This window comes from Brevibacillus sp. AF8, assembly GCF_021270385.1.
GTDB lineage: Bacteria > Bacillota > Bacilli > Brevibacillales > Brevibacillaceae > Brevibacillus.
Genome location: NZ_JAGQDN010000003.1, coordinates 187,591 through 207,061, shown reverse-complemented (window position 1 = coordinate 207,061; position 19,471 = coordinate 187,591). Strand labels below are relative to the sequence as shown.

19 protein-coding genes are annotated in these 19,471 nt (G+C 49.6%); 18 read left to right on the top strand and 1 reads right to left on the bottom strand.

The features are described from left to right. Positions 1–54: 54 nt before the first annotated feature. The 8 genes from pyrR to pyrE all read left to right on the top strand — a co-directional run bounded on the left by pyrR (position 55) and on the right by pyrE (position 10,243). Positions 55–594, top strand: a complete 540-nt coding sequence (gene pyrR, locus KB186_RS07300; protein WP_007728461.1) for a bifunctional pyr operon transcriptional regulator/uracil phosphoribosyltransferase PyrR — start codon at positions 55–57, stop codon at positions 592–594. Between the two features lie 165 nt (positions 595–759). Further along, the gene (locus KB186_RS07295) at positions 760–2,109 is read left to right on the top strand and encodes a solute carrier family 23 protein (RefSeq protein WP_173608165.1); all 1,350 of its coding nucleotides are present in this window, start codon (positions 760–762) and stop codon (positions 2,107–2,109) included. Positions 2,110–2,286: 177 nt separating this feature from the next. Continuing rightward, positions 2,287–3,228, top strand: a complete 942-nt coding sequence (locus KB186_RS07290; protein ID WP_173608383.1) for an aspartate carbamoyltransferase catalytic subunit — start codon at positions 2,287–2,289, stop codon at positions 3,226–3,228. Next, positions 3,195–4,475, top strand: coding sequence for a dihydroorotase (locus KB186_RS07285; RefSeq protein ID WP_221868434.1), 1,281 nt, complete (start codon positions 3,195–3,197; stop codon positions 4,473–4,475). The genes KB186_RS07290 and KB186_RS07285 overlap by 34 nt, the downstream gene beginning before the upstream one ends. Positions 4,476–4,530: 55 nt before the next feature. After that, positions 4,531–5,628: a carbamoyl phosphate synthase small subunit gene (locus KB186_RS07280; RefSeq protein ID WP_142061874.1), complete on the top strand. Its 1,098-nt coding sequence runs from the start codon at positions 4,531–4,533 to the stop codon at positions 5,626–5,628. Then, entirely contained in the window at positions 5,612–8,824 is a 3,213-nt protein-coding gene (carB, locus tag KB186_RS07275) for a carbamoyl-phosphate synthase large subunit (protein WP_232773315.1), read from the top strand. Before KB186_RS07280 ends, carB begins: the two co-directional genes overlap by 17 nt. Positions 8,825–8,839: 15 nt before the next feature. Then, positions 8,840–9,577, top strand: coding sequence for an orotidine-5'-phosphate decarboxylase (pyrF, locus tag KB186_RS07270; RefSeq protein ID WP_330873220.1), 738 nt, complete (start codon positions 8,840–8,842; stop codon positions 9,575–9,577). 27 nt (positions 9,578–9,604) lie between these two features. After that, complete coding sequence (gene pyrE, locus KB186_RS07265; RefSeq protein WP_087349934.1) at positions 9,605–10,243, top strand: orotate phosphoribosyltransferase; 639 nt, start codon at positions 9,605–9,607, stop codon at positions 10,241–10,243. 32 nt (positions 10,244–10,275) lie between these two features. Here pyrE and KB186_RS07260 read toward each other — a convergent pair whose 3' ends face one another. Further along, positions 10,276–10,992: a hypothetical protein gene (locus KB186_RS07260; protein ID WP_232773313.1), complete on the bottom strand. Its 717-nt coding sequence runs from the start codon at positions 10,990–10,992 to the stop codon at positions 10,276–10,278. Positions 10,993–11,359: 367 nt separating this feature from the next. Here KB186_RS07260 and KB186_RS07255 point away from each other — a divergent pair, with 367 nt between their 5' ends. The 10 genes from KB186_RS07255 (at position 11,360) to KB186_RS07210 (ending at position 19,457) form a co-directional block, all read left to right on the top strand. Next, positions 11,360–11,836 carry a GNAT family N-acetyltransferase gene (locus KB186_RS07255; protein ID WP_173608161.1) on the top strand — a complete coding sequence of 159 codons (477 nt, stop codon included), beginning with the start codon at positions 11,360–11,362 and terminating at the stop codon, positions 11,834–11,836. A 54-nt stretch (positions 11,837–11,890) separates the two neighbouring features. Then, a complete protein-coding gene (locus tag KB186_RS07250) occupies positions 11,891–12,406 on the top strand; it encodes a phage tail protein (RefSeq protein WP_221868431.1) in 516 nt (171 codons plus the stop codon). Between the two features lie 27 nt (positions 12,407–12,433). Continuing rightward, positions 12,434–12,943 (top strand): phage tail protein, encoded by a 510-nt coding sequence (locus KB186_RS07245; protein WP_173608159.1) that lies wholly within the window; start codon positions 12,434–12,436, stop codon positions 12,941–12,943. Positions 12,944–12,958: 15 nt separating this feature from the next. Further along, positions 12,959–13,483, top strand: a complete 525-nt coding sequence (locus tag KB186_RS07240; RefSeq protein WP_173608158.1) for a phage tail protein — start codon at positions 12,959–12,961, stop codon at positions 13,481–13,483. Positions 13,484–13,666: 183 nt separating this feature from the next. Next, positions 13,667–14,845: an ATP-binding protein gene (locus KB186_RS07235; protein ID WP_173608157.1), complete on the top strand. Its 1,179-nt coding sequence runs from the start codon at positions 13,667–13,669 to the stop codon at positions 14,843–14,845. A gap of 135 nt (positions 14,846–14,980) precedes the next feature. After that, the gene (kynB, locus tag KB186_RS07230) at positions 14,981–15,601 is read left to right on the top strand and encodes an arylformamidase (RefSeq protein ID WP_173608156.1); all 621 of its coding nucleotides are present in this window, start codon (positions 14,981–14,983) and stop codon (positions 15,599–15,601) included. Between the two features lie 99 nt (positions 15,602–15,700). Next, a complete protein-coding gene (gene zwf / locus KB186_RS07225) occupies positions 15,701–17,200 on the top strand; it encodes a glucose-6-phosphate dehydrogenase (RefSeq protein WP_232773312.1) in 1,500 nt (499 codons plus the stop codon). 23 nt (positions 17,201–17,223) lie between these two features. Continuing rightward, positions 17,224–18,213: a Gfo/Idh/MocA family protein gene (locus KB186_RS07220; RefSeq protein WP_173608154.1), complete on the top strand. Its 990-nt coding sequence runs from the start codon at positions 17,224–17,226 to the stop codon at positions 18,211–18,213. A gap of 21 nt (positions 18,214–18,234) precedes the next feature. Continuing rightward, on the top strand, positions 18,235–18,876 hold the full coding sequence (locus KB186_RS07215; protein ID WP_173608153.1) for a cyclase family protein: 642 nt from the start codon (positions 18,235–18,237) through the stop codon (positions 18,874–18,876). A gap of 17 nt (positions 18,877–18,893) precedes the next feature. Beyond that, positions 18,894–19,457 (top strand): DinB family protein, encoded by a 564-nt coding sequence (locus tag KB186_RS07210; RefSeq protein WP_232773311.1) that lies wholly within the window; start codon positions 18,894–18,896, stop codon positions 19,455–19,457. Positions 19,458–19,471: the final 14 nt, after the last annotated feature.

The following is a 19,471-nucleotide window of genomic DNA, read 5'->3' as shown; positions in this document are numbered from 1 at the left end:
AAGGAGCCTTTTTTCGTAAGGTCCACTGTTCCCGTCGAAAAGGGGGATATTGAGATGATCAACAAAAGCGTTATTATGGATGAAGCGGCGATCCGCCGCGCACTCACGCGAATCGCGCATGAAATTATCGAGCGAAATAAAGGCGTCGAGGATCTCATTATCGTGGGCATCAAGACTAGAGGGATCTATCTCGCGCAACGCCTTGTGGAAAGAATCGAAATGATTGAAAATGTGAAAGTCCCAGTCGGTGAGCTGGACATTACGTTCTATCGTGACGATTTGCAACACAAGTCCGAAGATGCCATTTTGCAAGGCTCCAAGCTCCCGGATCAAATCACAGGCAAGACCGTGATCCTGGTAGATGATGTTCTCTACACGGGAAGAACCGTGCGTGCCGCGTTGGATGCACTGATTGACAACGGTCGCCCACGGATGATTCAACTGGCTGTTCTGGTTGATCGTGGTCATCGCGAGTTGCCAATTCGCCCTGATTTCGTCGGAAAAAACCTCCCTACTGCCCGAACGGAAATTGTCGATGTACAATTGGCAGAAGTGGACGTTATGGATATTGTCTCCATCCGACAGCTACTGTAATAAAGAATAGGATTCCTCTTTAAAAACGATCCCGTGAGGTCGGCAAGAGGCAAGATACTTCCCATGATTATGGCGAAGCTAGCCTCTTTGTGTCCACACAAAGAGGTTTTTTGTATAAAAGACACTTTTTTGATATGGAAGAAACGAAACAGGGGGCATACAGGCATGAGCCAGAAAAATTACATCGATGTAGACGAAACACCACATATTTCGCGATTGCTGCCACTTAGTATCCAACACTTGTTCGCGATGTTCGGCTCGACTGTATTGGTGCCGATCTTAACGGGGCTGGATGTAGCAACGGCGCTCATGGCAAGCGGGATTGGAACCCTTTTATTCCTGTGGATCACCAAAGGAAAACTGCCAAACTACCTCGGTTCTTCCTTCGCTTTCATCGGTCCGATTATCGTCGTGAGTCAATCACATGGAGTAGGGACGGCACTCTTGGGTTGCTTCCTCTCCGGGATTGTGTACATCATCGTCGCCGGTATCGTGAAAAAAGCAGGAGTCAAATGGCTCGATCGGGTACTGCCACCTGTTGTCATCGCTTCTGTCATCGTCGTGATCGGTCTGAGCCTGGCTGGCGTAGCAGTAGATATGGCAACGAAAGTCACTGTAGACGGTCAATCGCAAATGTCGCTGACTTCGATTGAAATCTCGCTCGTAACTGTGGTCATAACAGTGCTTGCAGCGGTCATGCTGCGCGGATTCCTTGGTCTTATCCCCATCTTGATCGGTATGGTTACAGGCTATGTATACACGCTGCTGCGTCACCCTGAACTGATTAACTTTCAAAAAGTAGTAGAAGCAGACTGGTTCATCACGCCACAAAAAATGTTTACGGAGCACTTCAAATTTACCGAAGTCATGAGTGTGATCGGTGACGGCTCTGCATGGATCGCAGCACTGGTCATCGCGCCAGTCGCTTTCGTCACGCTGGCAGAGCATTTGGGGCACTTGCTGGTAACGAGCAAGGTCATGGATCGCGATCTGATGAAAAATCCGGGTCTGCACCGCAGCTTGCTCGGAGACGGGGTAGCGACCTCACTGGCAGCCATCATCGGAGGTCCGCCAGCAACGACATATGGAGAAAACATCGGTGTCCTTGCAATGACGAAGGTATACAGCCGAGTAGTCATCGGTCTGGCTGCTGTACTGGCAATCATGTTCGCCTTCGCTGGTAAGATTAGCGCCATTTTAATGACGATTCCAACGCCGGTACTTGGCGGTGTTTCCATCATCCTGTTCGGTATCATCGCAGCACAAGGCTTGCGGATGTACGTCGAGCACAAAGTGAATTTTGCAGACAAGCGCAACATGATTCTCGCAGCGGTCATCCTCGTCACGGGAATCGGCGGATACAAAATCAGTTTTGCAAGTACAGGTATCGCTTTCCTGAGTGATCTGACCATCGATAATATCGCACTCTCTACCTTCCTGGGAATTATTCTGCACCTGATCCTTCCAGGAAAAGAGACTGCGATGGGAGAAGCGCACCTTGAAGAACAAAAATAAATAGCCTAACGTTCCCAATCCTTTAAATCCAGTCCAGAGAGGCTGGCAAGGCAAAGAACGCTGTTTTGGCTGCCCAAAAAAGGCACTCAACCAGCTTCTTGTCTCGCTTGCCTCCAGATGCAAAGCGATGCCAAGAAGCTTTTTCTTTTGAAAAATAAAGAACCGGAGGGATTCATGATGAAAAATGTAGCGCATTTGATTGGCCTCAAAGACTTATCGAAAGAACAAATCATCCAGCTCCTCGAGCGAGCAGAGCATTGGGCTGCCAGACCAACTGAGCAAGCGGATATCCTGCGCGGACGGTTTGTCGCGAATCTGTTCTTCGAGGCCAGCACCAGAACACGCTTCTCTTTTGAAGTAGCTCAAAAGCGACTGGGCGCACATGTTTTGAACTTCATTCCGGAAACCTCCTCTACCGTAAAAGGCGAGACGGTCTATGACACGATTCGCACCTTGGAAGCAATGGGCGTGGAAGCAGCCGTGATCCGCACCAAAAAGGAAGGCCTGCTGCAAGAGTTGGCAGAAAGCGTTGACCTGAAGCTAATCAACGCGGGAGATGGAACGAATGAGCACCCGACGCAATGCCTGCTGGATCTTTTGACCATGAAAAGAAAGTTTGGCAAGCTCTCTGGTCTCACGGTAGCGATCATTGGAGATCTGCGCCACAGCCGCGTGCTCGGTTCTCATCTGCATGCGCTGCCGAAGCTCGGTGTGAATCTGCTGCTCTCAGGTCCTGCTACCATGATGCCAGCCCATATCCCGCAAGGTGTCAAAATCGTGGAAATGGAAGAAGCCGTTCAAACCGCAGATGTGGTCATGATGCTGCGCGTTCAGCTGGAGCGCCATGCGGAATCCCTCTATCTATCGAAGGAAGAGTATCACAAGGCACATGGGCTCACACTGGAAAGAGCCAAAATGATGAAGTCCGGCGCAGTCATCATGCATCCGGCACCCGTCAATCGCGGGGTTGAGATTCATACCGATTTGGTAGAATGCGAAACGTCCTTGATTCAAACCCAAGTGACCAACGGAGTCGCAGCAAGAATGGCAGTTTTAGAAACTCTTTTGAAAGGGAGCGAAATGACATGGGAATCATCCTTGGCAACGGCAACGTACTAAATCAGGCGGGGGAACTCACCCCGATGGAAATATTGGTAGAAAAGGGAAGAATCACAGCGATGGGGGAAACACTCGATCGCGAGGGACATGAATGGATCGATTGTCATGGCGGCATGATTAGCGCGGGTCTCATCGATGTCCACGTACATCTGCGCGAGCCAGGCTTTGAACATAAAGAAACGATCGAAACAGGGGCAAAAGCAGCGGTACAAGGCGGATTTACAACAGTAGCATGCATGCCAAACACACGACCGTCCATTGATAGTGTCGAGACCGTGACCTACATTTTGGACAAAGCGAGCGAGGCAGGTATGGCGCGCGTGATCCCATATGGTGCGATTACCGTTCGCCAATTGGGAAAAGAGCTGACGGATTTCGCTGGGTTAAAAGAAGCGGGGATCTTCGCGCTGACAGATGACGGTGTGGGTGTGCAATCAACTGCGATGATGAAAAAGGCCATGCAAAAAGCAGCAGAGCTCGGGATCGCAATCGTCGCTCACTGTGAGGACGAAGACCTGTTGATCCCGGGAGCAGCTTTGCATGACGGGGTGGTTGCAGCTCGACACGGACTCCCGGGAATTCCTTCTGAATCAGAGTCCATCCACGTTGGCCGCGATATTTTGCTGGCAGAACAGACAGGTGTGCACTACCACGTATGTCACATCAGCGCGAAAGAGTCGGTGCGTCTGGTACGCGACGGGAAACGCGCTGGCGTGAATGTAACATGTGAAGTCAGTCCGCATCATCTCTTGCTGTGCGACGAGGATATCCCGGACAATCTGGATACGAATTGGAAAATGAACCCGCCGCTGCGCTCTCGTGAAGATCGTGCTGCACTGATTGCGGGATTAAAAGACGGCACCATTGATATGATCGCAACCGACCATGCACCACACACCCAAGAGGAAAAAGCAAACGGGATAAACCGTGCGCCATTCGGAATTGTCGGACTGGAGACAGCATTCCCGCTGTTGTACACAAATCTCGTACAAACGGGAGAGCTGACCTTGAAGAAGTTGGTTGAGCTGTTGACCGTGAAGCCAGCAGAAGCATTCAATCTGCCATACGGACGTCTGGAAGTAGGCGCGCCAGCAGACCTGACTGTGATTGATCTGGAAACGGAAAAAACAATTGACCCAAGCACATTCGCAAGTAAAGGAATCAACACACCATTTGCCGGTTGGGCATGCAAAGGCTGGCCGACCCTGACACTGGTAGATGGGAAGATTGTATATCAAAACGTGTAAAAACGACTGACAGACAAGACAAAAGTTTTTACACGACAATGGAGGAGGAGCATAGATGCGTGCAAGATTGATCTTGGAAGACGGAACAGAATTTATCGGGACGGCATTTGGAGCGACAAAGGAGTCCTACGGGGAAGTGGTTTTCAATACAGGGCTGACTGGCTATCAGGAGGTTTTGTCCGACCCATCCTACTGCGGACAGATCGTCACCATGACATACCCGCTAATCGGAAATTACGGGATCAATCGAGACGACTTTGAAGCTGTTCGTCCATACATTCACGGCTTCGTTGTTCGCGAGCATTGCGAGGCACCGAGCAACTGGCGCAATACGAACACGCTCGACGAACTGCTGAAAACATACGACATTCCGGGCATTGCTGGAATCGACACCCGGATGCTGACGAGAAAAATTCGTTACCACGGCACGATGAAGGGCATGATTACAACCAGTGAAGCCCCGTTGGCTGAATTGGTTGCTGCCTTAAACGGCACGACATTGATGACAGACCAAGTATCACGCGTTTCTACGAAAAGCGTCTTCAGCTGCCCGGGTACAGGTCATCGGGTAGTACTGGTAGACTTCGGAGCCAAGCACGGGATTTTGCGCGAGCTGACCAAGCGCAACTGCGACGTTGTCGTTGTGCCTTACAATGTGACAGCAGAAGAGATTCGCCGCATTCAACCGGACGGAATACTTTTGTCCAATGGCCCTGGGGACCCGAAGGACGTACCACAAGCCGTAGAGATGATTCGCGAAATCTTGGGTGAATATCCGCTGTTCGGAATTTGCCTCGGTCACCAACTGTTCGCGCTCGCATCTGGCGCTGACACGACGAAAATGAAATTCGGACACCGTGGCGGCAACCATCCGGTAAAAGAGCTGCCAACCGGACGCACCTATATCACATCCCAGAACCACAGCTATGCAGTCAAAGAAGACTCGCTCGCAGGCACGGAACTGGAAGTTACACATATCGCACTGAATGATGGCACCATCGAAGGCGTACGTCATGCCGCTAAGAATGCATTCTCAGTACAGTACCATCCAGAAGCAGCTCCAGGACCGTATGATTCCGGCTACCTGTTCGACCAGTTTCTTGCGATGATGGAAACCGCTAAGGAGGAAAAAACTCATGCCAAAACAAGATAATCTGAAAAAAATCCTCGTAATCGGCTCTGGACCTATCGTTATCGGGCAGGCAGCAGAATTTGACTATGCCGGCACGCAAGCATGCGAGGCGTTAAAAGAAGAGGGCATGGAGGTAGTTCTGATCAACTCCAACCCGGCGACCATCATGACGGATACAAACATGGCGGACAAAGTATATATCGAGCCAATCACACCTGAATTCGTAGCGCGCGTCATTCGTCAAGAGAAGCCGGATGGACTACTGCCTACACTTGGCGGTCAAACAGGCTTGAACATGGCTGTTGCCCTCTCAGAAGCAGGCGTTCTCGAGCAAGAAAATGTAAAGCTGCTCGGAACCAAGCTGGAATCGATCAAGCAAGCAGAAGACCGCGACCTGTTCCGCTCCCTCATGAATGAACTGGGCGAGCCAGTACCTGAATCAGTCATCGTGAGTACGGTAGAAGAAGCTGTCGATTTTGCAAACGAAATCGGTTATCCCATCATCGTTCGTCCTGCCTACACCTTGGGTGGTACAGGCGGCGGAATTTGTGATGATGAAGAAACACTCCGCGAGATTGTCGCAAGCGGATTGAAATACTCCCCGATTACGCAATGCTTGATCGAGAAAAGCATCGCCGGCATGAAAGAAATCGAGTACGAAGTAATGCGCGATGCCAACGACAACTGCATCGTCGTCTGCAACATGGAAAACATCGACCCAGTCGGCGTGCATACTGGTGATTCCATCGTAGTAGCGCCTAGCCAAACACTGGCTGACCGCGAGTATCAAATGCTGCGCACATCCGCACTGAACATCATCCGGGCGCTCGGTATCGAGGGAGGCTGCAACGTACAATACGCACTCGATCCGCACAGCTTCCAGTACTATGTGATCGAAGTGAACCCGCGTGTGAGCCGCTCTTCTGCACTGGCTTCCAAGGCAACAGGCTACCCAATCGCAAAGATGGCAGCCAAAATCGCAATCGGCTACACGTTGGATGAGCTGAAAAACCCGGTGACAGGCCAAACTTACGCATGCTTCGAGCCAACGCTGGACTACATCGTCAGCAAAATTCCACGCTGGCCGTTCGACAAGTTCCAATCCGCCAACCGCAAGCTCGGTACGCAAATGAAAGCGACCGGAGAAGTGATGGCAATCGGTCGGACTTTTGAAGAATCGATCATGAAAGCCATTCGTTCCTTGGAAATCGGCAGCTATCACATCGAGATCAAAGGAGCAGACGAAATCAGCGAGGAAGATTTGAAAGCACGACTGGTACAAGCGGATGACGAACGCCTCTTCCTGCTGGCAGAAGCACTGCGCCGTGGCTGGACGATCGAACAACTGCACAACCTGACCAAGATCGATCTGTTCTTCCTGCACAAGTTCCATAAAATGATTGCCTTTGAAGCGGAACTGGCAAAAGGCTTGACGAGTGAGAAGCTGTACGAAGCAAAGCGCATGGGCTTCACGGACCGCAAAATTGCCGAGCTGTGCGGTGAGACAGAAGATGCGGTACACGCAATGCGCAAAGAGAAAGGCTTTGTACCTGTATATAAAATGGTAGATACGTGCGCGGCAGAATTCGAAGCGCAAACACCGTACTACTACTCCGCTTATGAAGTGGAAGACGAGCGCATTGAGACTGGCAAGAAGCGCGTGGTTGTACTGGGCTCCGGACCAATCCGCATCGGTCAAGGCATCGAGTTTGACTATGCGACTGTCCACGCTGTCTGGGCACTGAGAGAAGCGGGCTATGAGGCAGTGATCATCAACAACAACCCGGAGACTGTTTCCACAGACTTCAACACATCTGATCGCCTATACTTCGAGCCGCTGTACATCGAAGACGTCATGAACATTCTCGATGTGGAAAAACCAGAGGGTGTCATCGTACAATTCGGCGGGCAAACCGCGATCAACCTGGCTGACAAGCTGGCTGCACGCGGAATCAAAATCTTGGGTACGAGTCTGGAAAACATCGACGCAGCAGAAAACCGCGAGAAGTTCGAAGCGCTGCTGCGCGAGCTGGAAATCGCCCAACCACCAGGCAAAACGGTAACTTCTGTCGAGCAGGCAGTCGTGGCAGCAGAAGGTCTTGGCTTCCCAGTCCTGGTACGCCCATCCTACGTACTTGGCGGACGTGCGATGGAAATCGTCTACAATCAGTCCGAACTGTTGGAGTACATGGAAAAAGCGGTGAAGGTAAATCCTGATCACCCTGTACTGGTAGACCGTTACATGGTCGGGGTAGAAGCGGAAGTGGACGCGATCTGCGACGGCGAAAACGTCCTGATTCCAGGCATCATGGAGCATATCGAACGCGCAGGGGTGCACTCCGGTGACTCCATCGCTGTATATCCTCCGCAATCCTTGTCCCAAGCGATCAAGGATGAACTGATCGACATGACGACGAAGCTGGCGCGTGCCCTGCAAATCAAAGGCTTGCTCAACATCCAGTTCGTCATCTATAAAGACCGCCCATACGTCATCGAGGTCAATCCGCGCTCGTCCCGTACGGTGCCATTCCTCTCCAAAGTAACGGGGATTCCAATGGCGAACATCGCGACGAAAGCGATCCTTGGTCACTCGATCATCGAACAAGGCTTTACACCGGGCTACCATCCAGAGGAGTCGATGGTTTCTGTCAAAGTACCCGTCTTCTCCTTTGCAAAGCTGCGCCGCGTTGATATTACGCTCGGCCCTGAAATGAAATCGACCGGAGAAGTCATGGGACGCGAGAGCACACTGGCAAAAGCGCTGTACAAAGGCTTGGTCGCAGCAGGCATGAATATACCGACACAAGGCACCTTGCTCGTGACAGTTGCCGATAAAGACAAGGAAGAAGCGCTAGACATTGTGAAACGCTTCCGCCACCTCGGCTTCAAGCTGATGGCAACCGCAGGCACTGCCGATTATTTGGAGCAAGCGGGACTGCAAGTCACACGCGTGAGCAAATTGTCCGAAGGCACGCCAAACCTGCTGGATGTCATCCATACAGGCGAAGCGAACATCGTACTCAATACACTGACAAAAGGCAAAACGCCACAACGCGACGGTTTCCGCATTCGTCGGGAAGCAGTAGAAAACGGCGCGGTATGCTTGACTTCGCTGGATACAGCTTCCGCTCTCCTGCACGTACTGGAGACGATCACATTCTCTACAGAAGCAATGCCTGCCCAGCGTGCTGGTGCCAAAGTAGCAGTAACTGTATAAAAAGGGGAGAGCAGCGTGCAACAACAACTAACCGATATTCGCGAACGCATGATTGTTGCGCTCGACTTTTCCACACTGGATGAAGTCAAAAAGTGCATCGAGCCGCTTCAGGGGCATATCCGCTATGTAAAAGTGGGGATGGAGCTCGCTTACGCAGAAGGGCCAGCGATCGTTTCCTTTTTAAAGGATAAAGGATTCAACGTGTTCCTCGACTTGAAGGTTCATGATATTCCCAATACAGCTAAAGGCGCAATGAGAAGCCTGGCGCGTCTGGGAGCAGACATGGTAAACGTTCATGCGGCAGGCGGCGTAGCCATGATGGCGGCAGCGAGAGAAGGCTTGGAGCAAGGGACAGCGGCAGGTGCTGCTCGTCCCCTCCTGATCGGTGTTACAATGCTGACATCTACTGGTTTGCAAACGATGAATCAAGAATTGGCGATTCCAGGTGCGGTAGAGGATGTTGTCGTGCACTATGCGCTGATGACCAAGCAAGCTGGTTTGGATGGGGTCGTTGCTTCTCCGTTAGAAGTACCGATGATCAAAAAAGCTGCTGGAGACGCATTTGTAACCGTAACCCCAGGAATTCGTCCACTGGGAGCAGATCAAGGCGATCAGACACGTATCACGACACCAGAACAGGCATTCCGCTTGGGCAGTGATTACCTTGTGATCGGACGCGCCATTACGGGTGCAAAAGATCCGGTAGGGGTTTGGCAAAGTATCGTCGCAGCAGTGGAAAAAGATCGTTCGTAAAGTAGCCAGCTGGAGGGAATAAGTGAAATGACGACAATGACAACCGCTAAACAAATTGCAGCGAATCTTCTCGAAATCGGGGCAGTTCATCTGCGACCGGAGCAACCTTTTACATGGACGTCCGGGATCAAATCCCCGATCTACTGCGACAACCGGATCACGATGTCTTATCCGCATGTGCGCCGTGCCGTTGCAAGAGCTTTTGCTGATCTGATCAAGGAGCAGTACCCAGATGCGCAAGTCGTGGCGGGAACAGCAACTGCTGGTATTCCACATGCTGCATGGGTTGCAGAGCTGCTTGATCTGCCTATGATCTACGTACGGGACAAGGCAAAAGGCCACGGTCGCCAAAACCAGATTGAGGGTGCATTGGCGGCTGGTCAAAAGGTCGTCGTGATTGAAGACCTGATTTCCACAGGAGGTAGCTCCTTGAAAGCAGCGCAAGCGGTACAGGCTGAGGGCGGAGAGGTACTGGGAGTCGTAGCCATTTTCAGCTACCAATTCCCGGATGCCCAAGCCTTGTTTGAGGAAGCTGGCATTCCTTGCTCGACCATATCGAATTACACAGCACTTTTGGAAGTAGCTTCAGAGCAAGGGGTTATTACGAGCGAACAGGAAAAAGTATTGGGCGAATGGCGGAAGTCCCCGCGTACTTTTTTTGAATAAAAAGGGATACAGGATGAAGAGTAGGGCGGCACTCAGACCGTCCTACTCTTTTTTGTTTCGTCGTGGATCGTAATCTGGACGCCTTCGGATCGATAGAACTGGAGGATATCGACGGCAGTCATTTCGAAATGGCCAAAATCCTCTGGAAACAGAATACCGGGCGTAACCGTTGAGTTTTCGCTTTGTCGAATAATTTGTTGCGCAAAAATGGCAGCTCCCAAAGCGGTCAGGTGAGTCTGCCCTTTCGGATCAGTAATCTCGACTTGGCGTTTCACGTTCATGCCATGCTGATTGCACCCGTTTATTTGGATGACAACATGGTGAGGAGATCCTGCGCCTGGATTGTACAGTATTTTTTGACGTGTGCTCTTGCCGAGCAGGTTCCATATCCGGCTTTTTACAAATGAAACAAGGGCAAAAGTAGGTGTGGTGACAGTAAAAGGAATATTCATACGATCCATATAGTCGGTGGAATCTGGACCCGCTTTGTCTTGAAGGGAATAAAGAGCGTGAAGATGAATCTGGACATCTTGCAAGGAAGAGGTATGTATGCTTGCAAGAAGGGATATAGTTCCCCCCATCCACCCTGAGGCGAGTATGACTGGAGAGCCTATGTTCTCCTTCTTTAATCGGTCGATGGACTTTGTAAATCGTTCTGTCCAACGCGTGACGTCAATCAAAGCGATCTGTCGACGAGCCGCAGCTAGCAGCAGTTTGTCATCTGGATCATTTACCGCACTGATAATCAAGGTCAAATCATCGGGAGCATGGGCGAGAGGATCAGATTTGGAGATGTCCAGAAGGAAAGGCTTTAGCCTCGTAGATGTAATATGGGGTCTTCCTTATTTTTGCAAGCGATAAAAACGCTTCTTCTCATTTTGGGGGACGAAGCGTTTTTCATATAAAAGAGCTAACTTTAGTTAGTGTTAGAAGGAATTCGGCTAATGATATCATGATTGATGATTGCTATTAAATCAGGCAGGATATCAGAAAAAGTTCGAAGGAGGAAGAGCGATACACAGAGGAAAGTGAAGTCGGTGTATCCAGGCCTGAAAGAATGCAAGCAGGTAACTGATCAAATGACAGAAAAGTACAACGATTGCTACAAGGAGGATTATGGTACATACCAGGCCTTTTGAATATGAGCAAGACGAAGCGTTTATTTGGGAATTGTACTGCTCTACTCGAACCGAAGAAATAGCTCTTTGGGGTTGGAGTGAGTCGGACAAGCTTGCTTTTTTACAGTCGCAGTTTATCATGCAGCAGAAATCTTACCACATGCAGTTTCCCGCTCAAAATCATCAAATCATTCTCCGATCCGGGCAGCCTATTGGTCGTTTGATCACGGATGCGAGCGGAGATGCACTGCATCTTGTCGATATTTCTTTGCTGCCTGCTTATCGGGGACAGGGTGTTGGTTCTGGCATTATGGGCGAACTGCAAAAAGAGGCTGAAGCTGTCCCATTACCGATCCGTTTACATGTTTTACAAGGGAATCCTGCCTTTCGATTATATGAACGACTTCATTTCATCGTGACAGACTCAACGGGGCTGTATATCCAAATGGAATGGCAGCCACTTTTGCAAAAATGACCAGGCTGGTCGCATGACAAAGGGAATAACCACATTACATAAGGAGGAAGCAACATGGCAGAGCCATTTCTTGGAGAAATCAGGATGTTTGGAGGAGATTATGCACCACAAGGATGGGCATTATGCGAAGGACAGATCTTATCTATTTCTGAATACGACACGTTATTTAGTTTGATTGGAACCACATATGGCGGGGATGGACAAACGACTTTTGCGTTGCCTGATTTACGAGGACGTATCCCGCTCCATCAAGGGAAAAATCCGCGTACAGGAACTAACTTCGTGATAGGTGAAAAAAATGGTGTAGAATCCGTCAACTTAACCATCCCACAATTGCCCGCGCATACACATACGGTCCATGCATCATCGCAGCCAGGAACGCAGAACAGCCCTGCCAATGCTGTATGGGCAAAGAATACGCAGCTATATTCAACAAATGCACCTGATGGATTGATGAACGCGTCCAGCTTGAGTGCTGTAGGTGGAAATCAACCACACAGTAACCTGATGCCGTCTACGGTTATTAATTTCATCATTGCCCTGTATGGGATTTATCCTCAACAAAATTAACATTCCAATCGAACAGGAGGATTTTACATGGAACCATTTCTTGGAGAAATTCGATTTTTTCCCTTTCCATTTGCGCCAAAGGGTTGGGCTTTTTGTAATGGAGCGCTGTTGCCTATCAATACAAACCAGGCACTGTATTCCTTGTTAGGAGGTGCTTATGGGGGGGACGGGAAAAACACGTTTGCTTTACCGGATTTAAGAGGGCGTGTCCCTGTTCATGTAAACAATCAACAGGATCGCCCCATCGTTACGCGCGGTCTGTCAGCCGGCGAAGAAAGTCATGTACTTTCGACAAGCGAGATACCCGCCCATACCCATATGGCAACCGGCTCGAATGCAGCAGCCTCTGAAAAAATTAGCGCTGGGAACTACTGGGCACAAGCATCCACTACAACCTATGGGACAACCCCTGATACGACGATGAGTGAGAGTGCGTTGCAAACGGTAGGAAACAGTGCACCTCATACCAATATGCAGCCGTATTTGGTCGGGAATTTTTGCATCGCGATTCAAGGGATTTACCCGTCAAGAAACTAAAGGAGGCACTATCATATGGATCCGTATATTGGAGAAATTCGTATTTTCGCTGGCAGCTTCCCGCCAAGGGACTGGGCTTTTTGTGATGGACAATTGCTTACGATCTCTTCCAATCCTGTTTTGTATTCGATATTGGGTTCAAAGTATGGCGGAGATGGCAAGACCACATTTGCGCTTCCCAATTTAAGAGGCGCAGCCCCGATGAATCAGGGGGCAGGACCTGGCTTGACACCGCGTACGGCAGGTCAGACAGATGGCGCTGCCAATATAACACTTCTGCAAAACCAAATTCCGGTTCATACTCACGTTCCGAATGTGTGCACAGCTCCTACAGGGGATACGCCAACAGGGTCAAAATGGTCATCCACTGGTGGCCGGGGAGGTATCATTCCTTACTCCAACACGAGTGATGGGACACAGCTTAGTCAGCAAGCAATTGGAATCACAGGCGGGACTCAGCCTCATAATAATATGCAACCTTATCTCGGACTCTCGTTTATCATTTGTGTGGAAGGTGGAGCTTTTCCGTCGAGAGGATAGAGACTGGATCTTGGACGCCCGATGCTGTGTAGCAGGAGGCGTCTTTTTCGAATGATAGTCACAGCCCTTCTTCCATCTTTTCCTACTTTTCGTATTCTTCTTGCGAGACGTATGCATTATAATGGATATGTCCGTGATACTAAACGATCGCTTGAAGCAGAACGATCGCAGAGGATGAAGCAGATGACGAAGATAGAAATACTGAAAAGCATGTTGACGAGCGATCAACGCAATGCACCAGTATGGCTGTTGTTAGGGTTAGAGCATGCTGAGCAGGGGGATCGTACGGAGGCTTTACAGGCGTTTACGCAGGCCCTTGCCTATGGTAATGAAGCGATGAAGGAAAAAATTGTGATCGAGCTCAACAAGCTACAAAAAGAATTCCCCTATTCGCGGACGTTAAAAGGGATCAATCAGAAGGATTCCTCTACATACACTACGATGTTTTCACCTAAGATACGCGTCATTGAAGGGGGCAAAGGGAAGACCACCGCGAAATCGGTTCAACTCGTTGAGAAAACGGCGGGTTTTGGAACGGTCGGCGGGCATGGAAGAGTAAAAGAGATAATCTTTCAAAGACTCCTACAGCCTATCTCACAACGGCTGCCTCAAAAGAAAAGTACCCTTTTACTTTACGGACCTTCGGGGTGCGGAAAATCTTTGCTGGCAAAAGCAACCGCAGAAGAATGTCAGGCTCATTTTTTCTCTATGGCAATCACAGGCGGTCGAAGTATGTATACGCCGTCAAACAGACGTTTCAACATCCACGATTTACTAGCGACAGTCCCTGCCAATAAACCGTTTCTGTTCTTTTTAGATGAACTGGACGCTTCCAGCCATGATGAAGAGCATGCGAACTCCTATCCTAGACAGGGGATCGATTCCAAATGGCTTCAGCAGATAGCGGAGGCGGGCGAGTACGACGAACGATTCGTCCTAATGGGCGCAACCAATGTTCCATGGGAGTTGGAGCCTTCCATGCTTCGAGCGGCTGGGTTTGATCACTGGATTTTTGTCGGACCGCCAGATCGGCAAGCACGGGAGGATATTTTTCGCTTAAAACTGGAGGGCCGTCCCTCTGAGATGCTCGATTATGAGCAATTGGCAGGATGGACAGAGTTTTATTCGGGGGCAGACATCGAGTACGTGGTGGAGCTCGCGACGGAGCAAGTATGGCATGATATCGTAACAAAAGGGGTCGATCGCCCGATTCAAATGAGCGATCTGCGTGAGGCCATTGCAGCTACGTATCCAACAACCATTGAGTGGTTGAGGACTTTGAAAGAACATTTGAAGCAAGTGGATGACAACGGAATTTATGATGAAGTGTGGGACTACCTATCTCTTCACAGTAGAATCTGAAATCAACGAAAAGACTGTCGGCACGCTATCAAGCTGCGGTCTTTTTTGTGCAAATGTTAGAATATTGACTCAATACAGTCTTTTTTGTACGCTGAGTATAGGCGCTAACAGTTGCTGGAAGGTGGAGAATACGCGATGAAAATAATAGATATATCCCGTCCGTTCATGGCAGGTATGCCGACCTGGCCAGGAGACACTCCCTTTCACTATGTAGTAAACTGGCCCAAAACGGAGAGTGGCTCAGTCAATGTCGGTAAAGTAACCATGAGTGTTCACACAGGTACCCATGTGGATGCTCCGTTTCATTTCGATGACGATGGCCGAAAAATAGCTGAATTGCCCCTAGACTTGTACATCGGAGAGGCAAGAGTGGTGGAGCTTACTGGACGTTCTAGCATTGGCCCAGAAGATTTTGTCCAGGTTGATCTGGAGGGGGTCGAACGCTTGCTGCTCAAAACGTTATCATGGAGCGATCCCCATCAATTTCCGTCAACCATCTGTCATCTGCGAGCGGACTTGCCAGCGTTTCTCGCCCAAAAAGGCATTCGGCTGATTGGAGTAGATGTCCCATCTGTCGATCCGCTAGACAGCAAGGAACTCGCTGCTCATCATGGACTTCACCAGCAGGATATTCATATTTTGGAGGGGCTTCTGCTCGATCATGTCGAACCGGGAGATTACGAACTGATCGCACTGCCGCTGTCTTTGGTAGAAGCAGATGGAAGTCCGGTACGTGCAATCTTGCGTCGTTCGTAAGGCTGCATATTGATAAAGCAGTGATTTTCTCGAATAATAACAGGGTAACGACAAAAAAACCATCATTACGGCGTACGTATGAAGGGAATGAAACAGTAGATGGAAGCGATGACCTTTGTCCTTTTTGGCGCGACAGGAGATTTAGCAAAACGCAAAATTTTCCCTGCGCTCTTCAATTTATATGTCGATCAAAAGTTGCCTGCCGCCTTTTCGATTATCGGCGTGGGGAGAAGGGCGTGGTCTGATGACGAATTTCAGGAATCTGTTCGCCATTCTGTCCATGAGTTTTCCCGTCGGGCCCTGATTGATTCCCACGAACTAGATGCTTTCTTGTCTGCTTGTCGCTATGCGGAAGTAGATGTCATGGAACCGCGTGCTTATGTTACGTTACATGATCTAGTCCTGCAAAGAGAGCAAGAGCTGCAGATTCCGCAAAACCGGATGTTTTACTTGTCAGTGGCCCCGCAATTTTTCGAGGGAATTGCAACCAATGTCAAAGCCAGCGGACTCGGTTCAACGACAGGCTGGAAGCGTCTGATCATTGAAAAACCGTTTGGACATGATTTGCAATCCGCGAAAGAATTGAATGAAAAGCTGGGAAAAGCATTTTCGGAAGAAGAAATTTATCGCATTGACCATTACTTGGGAAAACCGATGGTGCAAAACCTCGAGGCTCTCGAATTTGCGAACCCGGTCTTTCAGGCTCTCTGGAACAATCAGTACATCGCCAACGTGCAAATTACGGCGAATGAAACGGTCGGCGTCGAGGATCGGGCTGGATATTACGAGCCAGCTGGAGCACTGCGTGACATGCTTCAAAATCACATGTTGCAAATGCTCATGATCATCGCCATGCAGCTTCCGAAGCGAATCACATCCGCTCATATCCGCGAAGAAAAACGCAAGGTAATGGCAGCCGTGCGTCCGATGAAGAAAGAAGAAGTCGGGACCCACGTTATTCGCGGTCAGTATAGCGCAGGACATATTAAAGGAACGCCTGTAGCTGGCTACAGGGACGAGCCTGGTGTCGATCCAGTTTCCATGACAGAAACGTATATTGCCACTCGTGTCTGGATTGATGACCCGTTTTGGCAAGGGGTACCTTTTTATATTCGCACGGGCAAAAGACTGCAAGAAAAATCAACAAGGATCGTCATTGAGTTCAAAAATCCGCACGAAAAGCTATATCAGGAGCAAAATGAAACGACATCGCCTAATTTGTTGATTATTAGCGTGAATCCGAACGAAGGTATTGCTTTGCAGGTAAATAGTAAGAATCCGACAAATAGCGGTAAGATTGAGCCGGTGACGGTAGATTTCAGTGCAGGGACAAAAGACGTGCCAGAAGCGTACGAGCTGCTCTTGTTCGATGCACTCCGGGGGGATTCCACTTACTTTGCGCATTGGGATGAGGTCCGGTTGTCGTGGGAGTGGGTGACACCGATTTTGGAAGCCTTCGCTGAAAATTTGGTACCGCTCTTTACGTATGAAGCCGGCTCATTCGGACCAAAGGCCGCAGAGCAATTGCTTGCAGCAGACGGATTCGTGTGGTGGCTGGATAAGGTCGAAGAACGAGTGCCAGTCACTGCAACGAGATAGAAAAAGAAAAGGGAGCGGATGAGATGCGATTTGGCGTAATCGGAACGAACTGGATCACCGAGGAATTTATCCAGGCTGGTCAAGAAGTAGAAGGATTTTCTCTTCAGGCTGTTTATTCACGTACCATCGAACGCGCCAAGGAAATCGCTGACAAGTACCATGCTCCATTCGCCTATAGCAGCCTAGAAGAAATGGCTGCAAGCAAAAATATTGACGCGGTCTATATTGCGAGCCCCAACTCCTGCCACGCGGAACAAGCGATCCAGTGCATGGACGCGGGGCTGCACGTATTGTGTGAAAAGCCACTCGCTTCCAATGCAATTGAGGTAGAAGAAATGATCGAGGCAGCGAAAAGAAATGACGTGCTTCTCATGGAGGCTGTCAAATCTACACTGTTGCCCAATTTTTTTGCGATACAAGACAACCTTCACAAGCTGGGAAAAATACGACGTTTTATTGCGAGCAATTGCCAATATTCTTCGCGCTATGACGCCTACCGCGAAGGGAAGGTTTTACGTGCTTTTGATCCTGCTTTTTCAAACGGAGCCTTGATGGACATCGGTATCTATTGTCTATATCCGTTACTCATCCTTTTTGGCAGACCAGACGACGTCAAAGCAGGAGGAATTGTGCTTGATTCTGGCGTGGATGGAGAAGGCAGTATGCTGTTGAAATATCGCCAGATGGATGCCATCATTAGCTACTCGAAAATTACGACCTCCTATCAGCCAGCAGAAATTCAAGGGGAGGACGCCACGATGGTAATCGATCGAATCAACCATCTCAAAGAAGTGGACATTCGTTACAGGGACGGACGAATCGAGCAAGTAACAAGGCCACAGACCCCGAAGACTATGCACTATGAAATAAGAGAATTCTTGCGCTTGGCAAGGATTGGGGCCAGACAATCCGCAACGAATTCGCATGAAGTTTCCAAAATGGCCATGCAGGTCATGGATGAAGCGAGAAGACAGATGGGCATTGCTTTTCCAGCGGATCGAAAAAAACAGTAGGCAAAGGGGAGTGGGTTTGGGATGAAAATGTATGATGTAACCGCCACCGTGTACGAAGGAATGACGGTATATAAAAACAAGCCGGAAAAGCAGCCGAAAATACATACGGCTACCAGTGGGTATGTAACCGAATCGAGAATCGATATGGACCTTCACACGGGTACCCATGTGGATGCTCCCCTGCACATGGTGAATGCTGGCGATACATTTGAGAGTATTTCCTTGGAGAAGCTAGTTGGCAATTGCAAGGTTCTCGATCTCACAGCGGTAGAAGACAGGATCACACGCGCTGACTTGGAGAGATTCGATCTTGCGCGAGGAGATTTTGTCCTGTTTAAAACGAAAAACTCTTTTGAAGAGGCGTTCTCTTTTGAATTCATCTTTCTGTCAGAGGAAGGTGCAGAATATGTAAGTGAGCTGGGGGTGCGGGGCATTGGCACTGATGCACTTGGAATCGAACGTAGCCAGGAGGGTCACCCCACACATAAAAAGCTGTTTGCAGCGGGAGTCATTGTCATAGAAGGCTTGCGGCTAGCAGAGGTCCCACCAGGCGAGTACTTTCTGGTAGCTGCCCCACTCAAGCTGATTGGCACCGATGCAGCCCCGGCAAGGGTCCTATTGTTTGAAGGTTTACATAGCAATTTGTCTATCGAAACTGAATGACGAGGAGTGGGAAACGTATGCTCAGACGACCAGAGCGGGATGAATACGCTGCTTATTTTGACTATTATATTGGACTTGTACCGGAGGGGGAGCTGCAAACGATCCTCACACAACAAGGAGAGAGGCAAGTCGCATTATTTTCCTCACTTGCGCCCGAGCAAATTGATTATCGGTATGCACCAGGCAAATGGACGGTAAAAGAGGTTTTGGGTCATCTCATCGATACAGAACGCATCATGAGCTATCGCTTGTTGAGAATTGCGAGAGGAGATCAGACACCCCTCGTCGGTTTTGATGAGAATGCTTTTGTTGAACACGGGGGCTTTCAACTAAGAGACCTCTCAGATTTATTGGAAGAGTACAAGGCTGTTCGTGCTTCCACCATCGCGCAGGTCCGCGGAATCTCTCCGGAAGCATGGACGCGTACAGGACTTGCCAACGGAAACAAACTATCTGCAAAGACATTGGCCTACGTGATTGCTGGACATGAAGCTCACCACACTACCATTTTGAAAGAGCGGTATTTGGGGAAGGAATGGCAACTGGCCCACGAACAAGGTTCGCAATACACGGAAAAATAACTGAGGAGAGTAGC

What these genes read in the sequence shown, in the direction of transcription:
- KB186_RS07240 (WP_173608158.1), top strand. Translation starts at nt 12,959, where the DNA reads ATGGATCCGTATATTGGAGAAATTCGTATTTTCGCTGGCAGCTTCCCG.
- KB186_RS07210 (WP_232773311.1), top strand. Translation starts at nt 18,894, where the DNA reads ATGCTCAGACGACCAGAGCGGGATGAATACGCTGCTTATTTTGACTAT.
- KB186_RS07280 (WP_142061874.1), top strand. Translation starts at nt 4,531, where the DNA reads ATGCGTGCAAGATTGATCTTGGAAGACGGAACAGAATTTATCGGGACG.
- KB186_RS07255 (WP_173608161.1), top strand. Translation starts at nt 11,360, where the DNA reads ATGGTACATACCAGGCCTTTTGAATATGAGCAAGACGAAGCGTTTATT.
- KB186_RS07285 (WP_221868434.1), top strand. Translation starts at nt 3,195, where the DNA reads ATGGGAATCATCCTTGGCAACGGCAACGTACTAAATCAGGCGGGGGAA.
- KB186_RS07295 (WP_173608165.1), top strand. Translation starts at nt 760, where the DNA reads ATGAGCCAGAAAAATTACATCGATGTAGACGAAACACCACATATTTCG.
- KB186_RS07235 (WP_173608157.1), top strand. Translation starts at nt 13,667, where the DNA reads ATGACGAAGATAGAAATACTGAAAAGCATGTTGACGAGCGATCAACGC.
- KB186_RS07215 (WP_173608153.1), top strand. Translation starts at nt 18,235, where the DNA reads ATGAAAATGTATGATGTAACCGCCACCGTGTACGAAGGAATGACGGTA.
- KB186_RS07220 (WP_173608154.1), top strand. Translation starts at nt 17,224, where the DNA reads ATGCGATTTGGCGTAATCGGAACGAACTGGATCACCGAGGAATTTATC.
- zwf (WP_232773312.1), top strand. Translation starts at nt 15,701, where the DNA reads ATGGAAGCGATGACCTTTGTCCTTTTTGGCGCGACAGGAGATTTAGCA.
- kynB (WP_173608156.1), top strand. Translation starts at nt 14,981, where the DNA reads ATGAAAATAATAGATATATCCCGTCCGTTCATGGCAGGTATGCCGACC.
- KB186_RS07250 (WP_221868431.1), top strand. Translation starts at nt 11,891, where the DNA reads ATGGCAGAGCCATTTCTTGGAGAAATCAGGATGTTTGGAGGAGATTAT.
- pyrE (WP_087349934.1), top strand. Translation starts at nt 9,605, where the DNA reads ATGACGACAATGACAACCGCTAAACAAATTGCAGCGAATCTTCTCGAA.
- KB186_RS07290 (WP_173608383.1), top strand. Translation starts at nt 2,287, where the DNA reads ATGAAAAATGTAGCGCATTTGATTGGCCTCAAAGACTTATCGAAAGAA.
- pyrR (WP_007728461.1), top strand. Translation starts at nt 55, where the DNA reads ATGATCAACAAAAGCGTTATTATGGATGAAGCGGCGATCCGCCGCGCA.
- carB (WP_232773315.1), top strand. Translation starts at nt 5,612, where the DNA reads ATGCCAAAACAAGATAATCTGAAAAAAATCCTCGTAATCGGCTCTGGA.
- KB186_RS07245 (WP_173608159.1), top strand. Translation starts at nt 12,434, where the DNA reads ATGGAACCATTTCTTGGAGAAATTCGATTTTTTCCCTTTCCATTTGCG.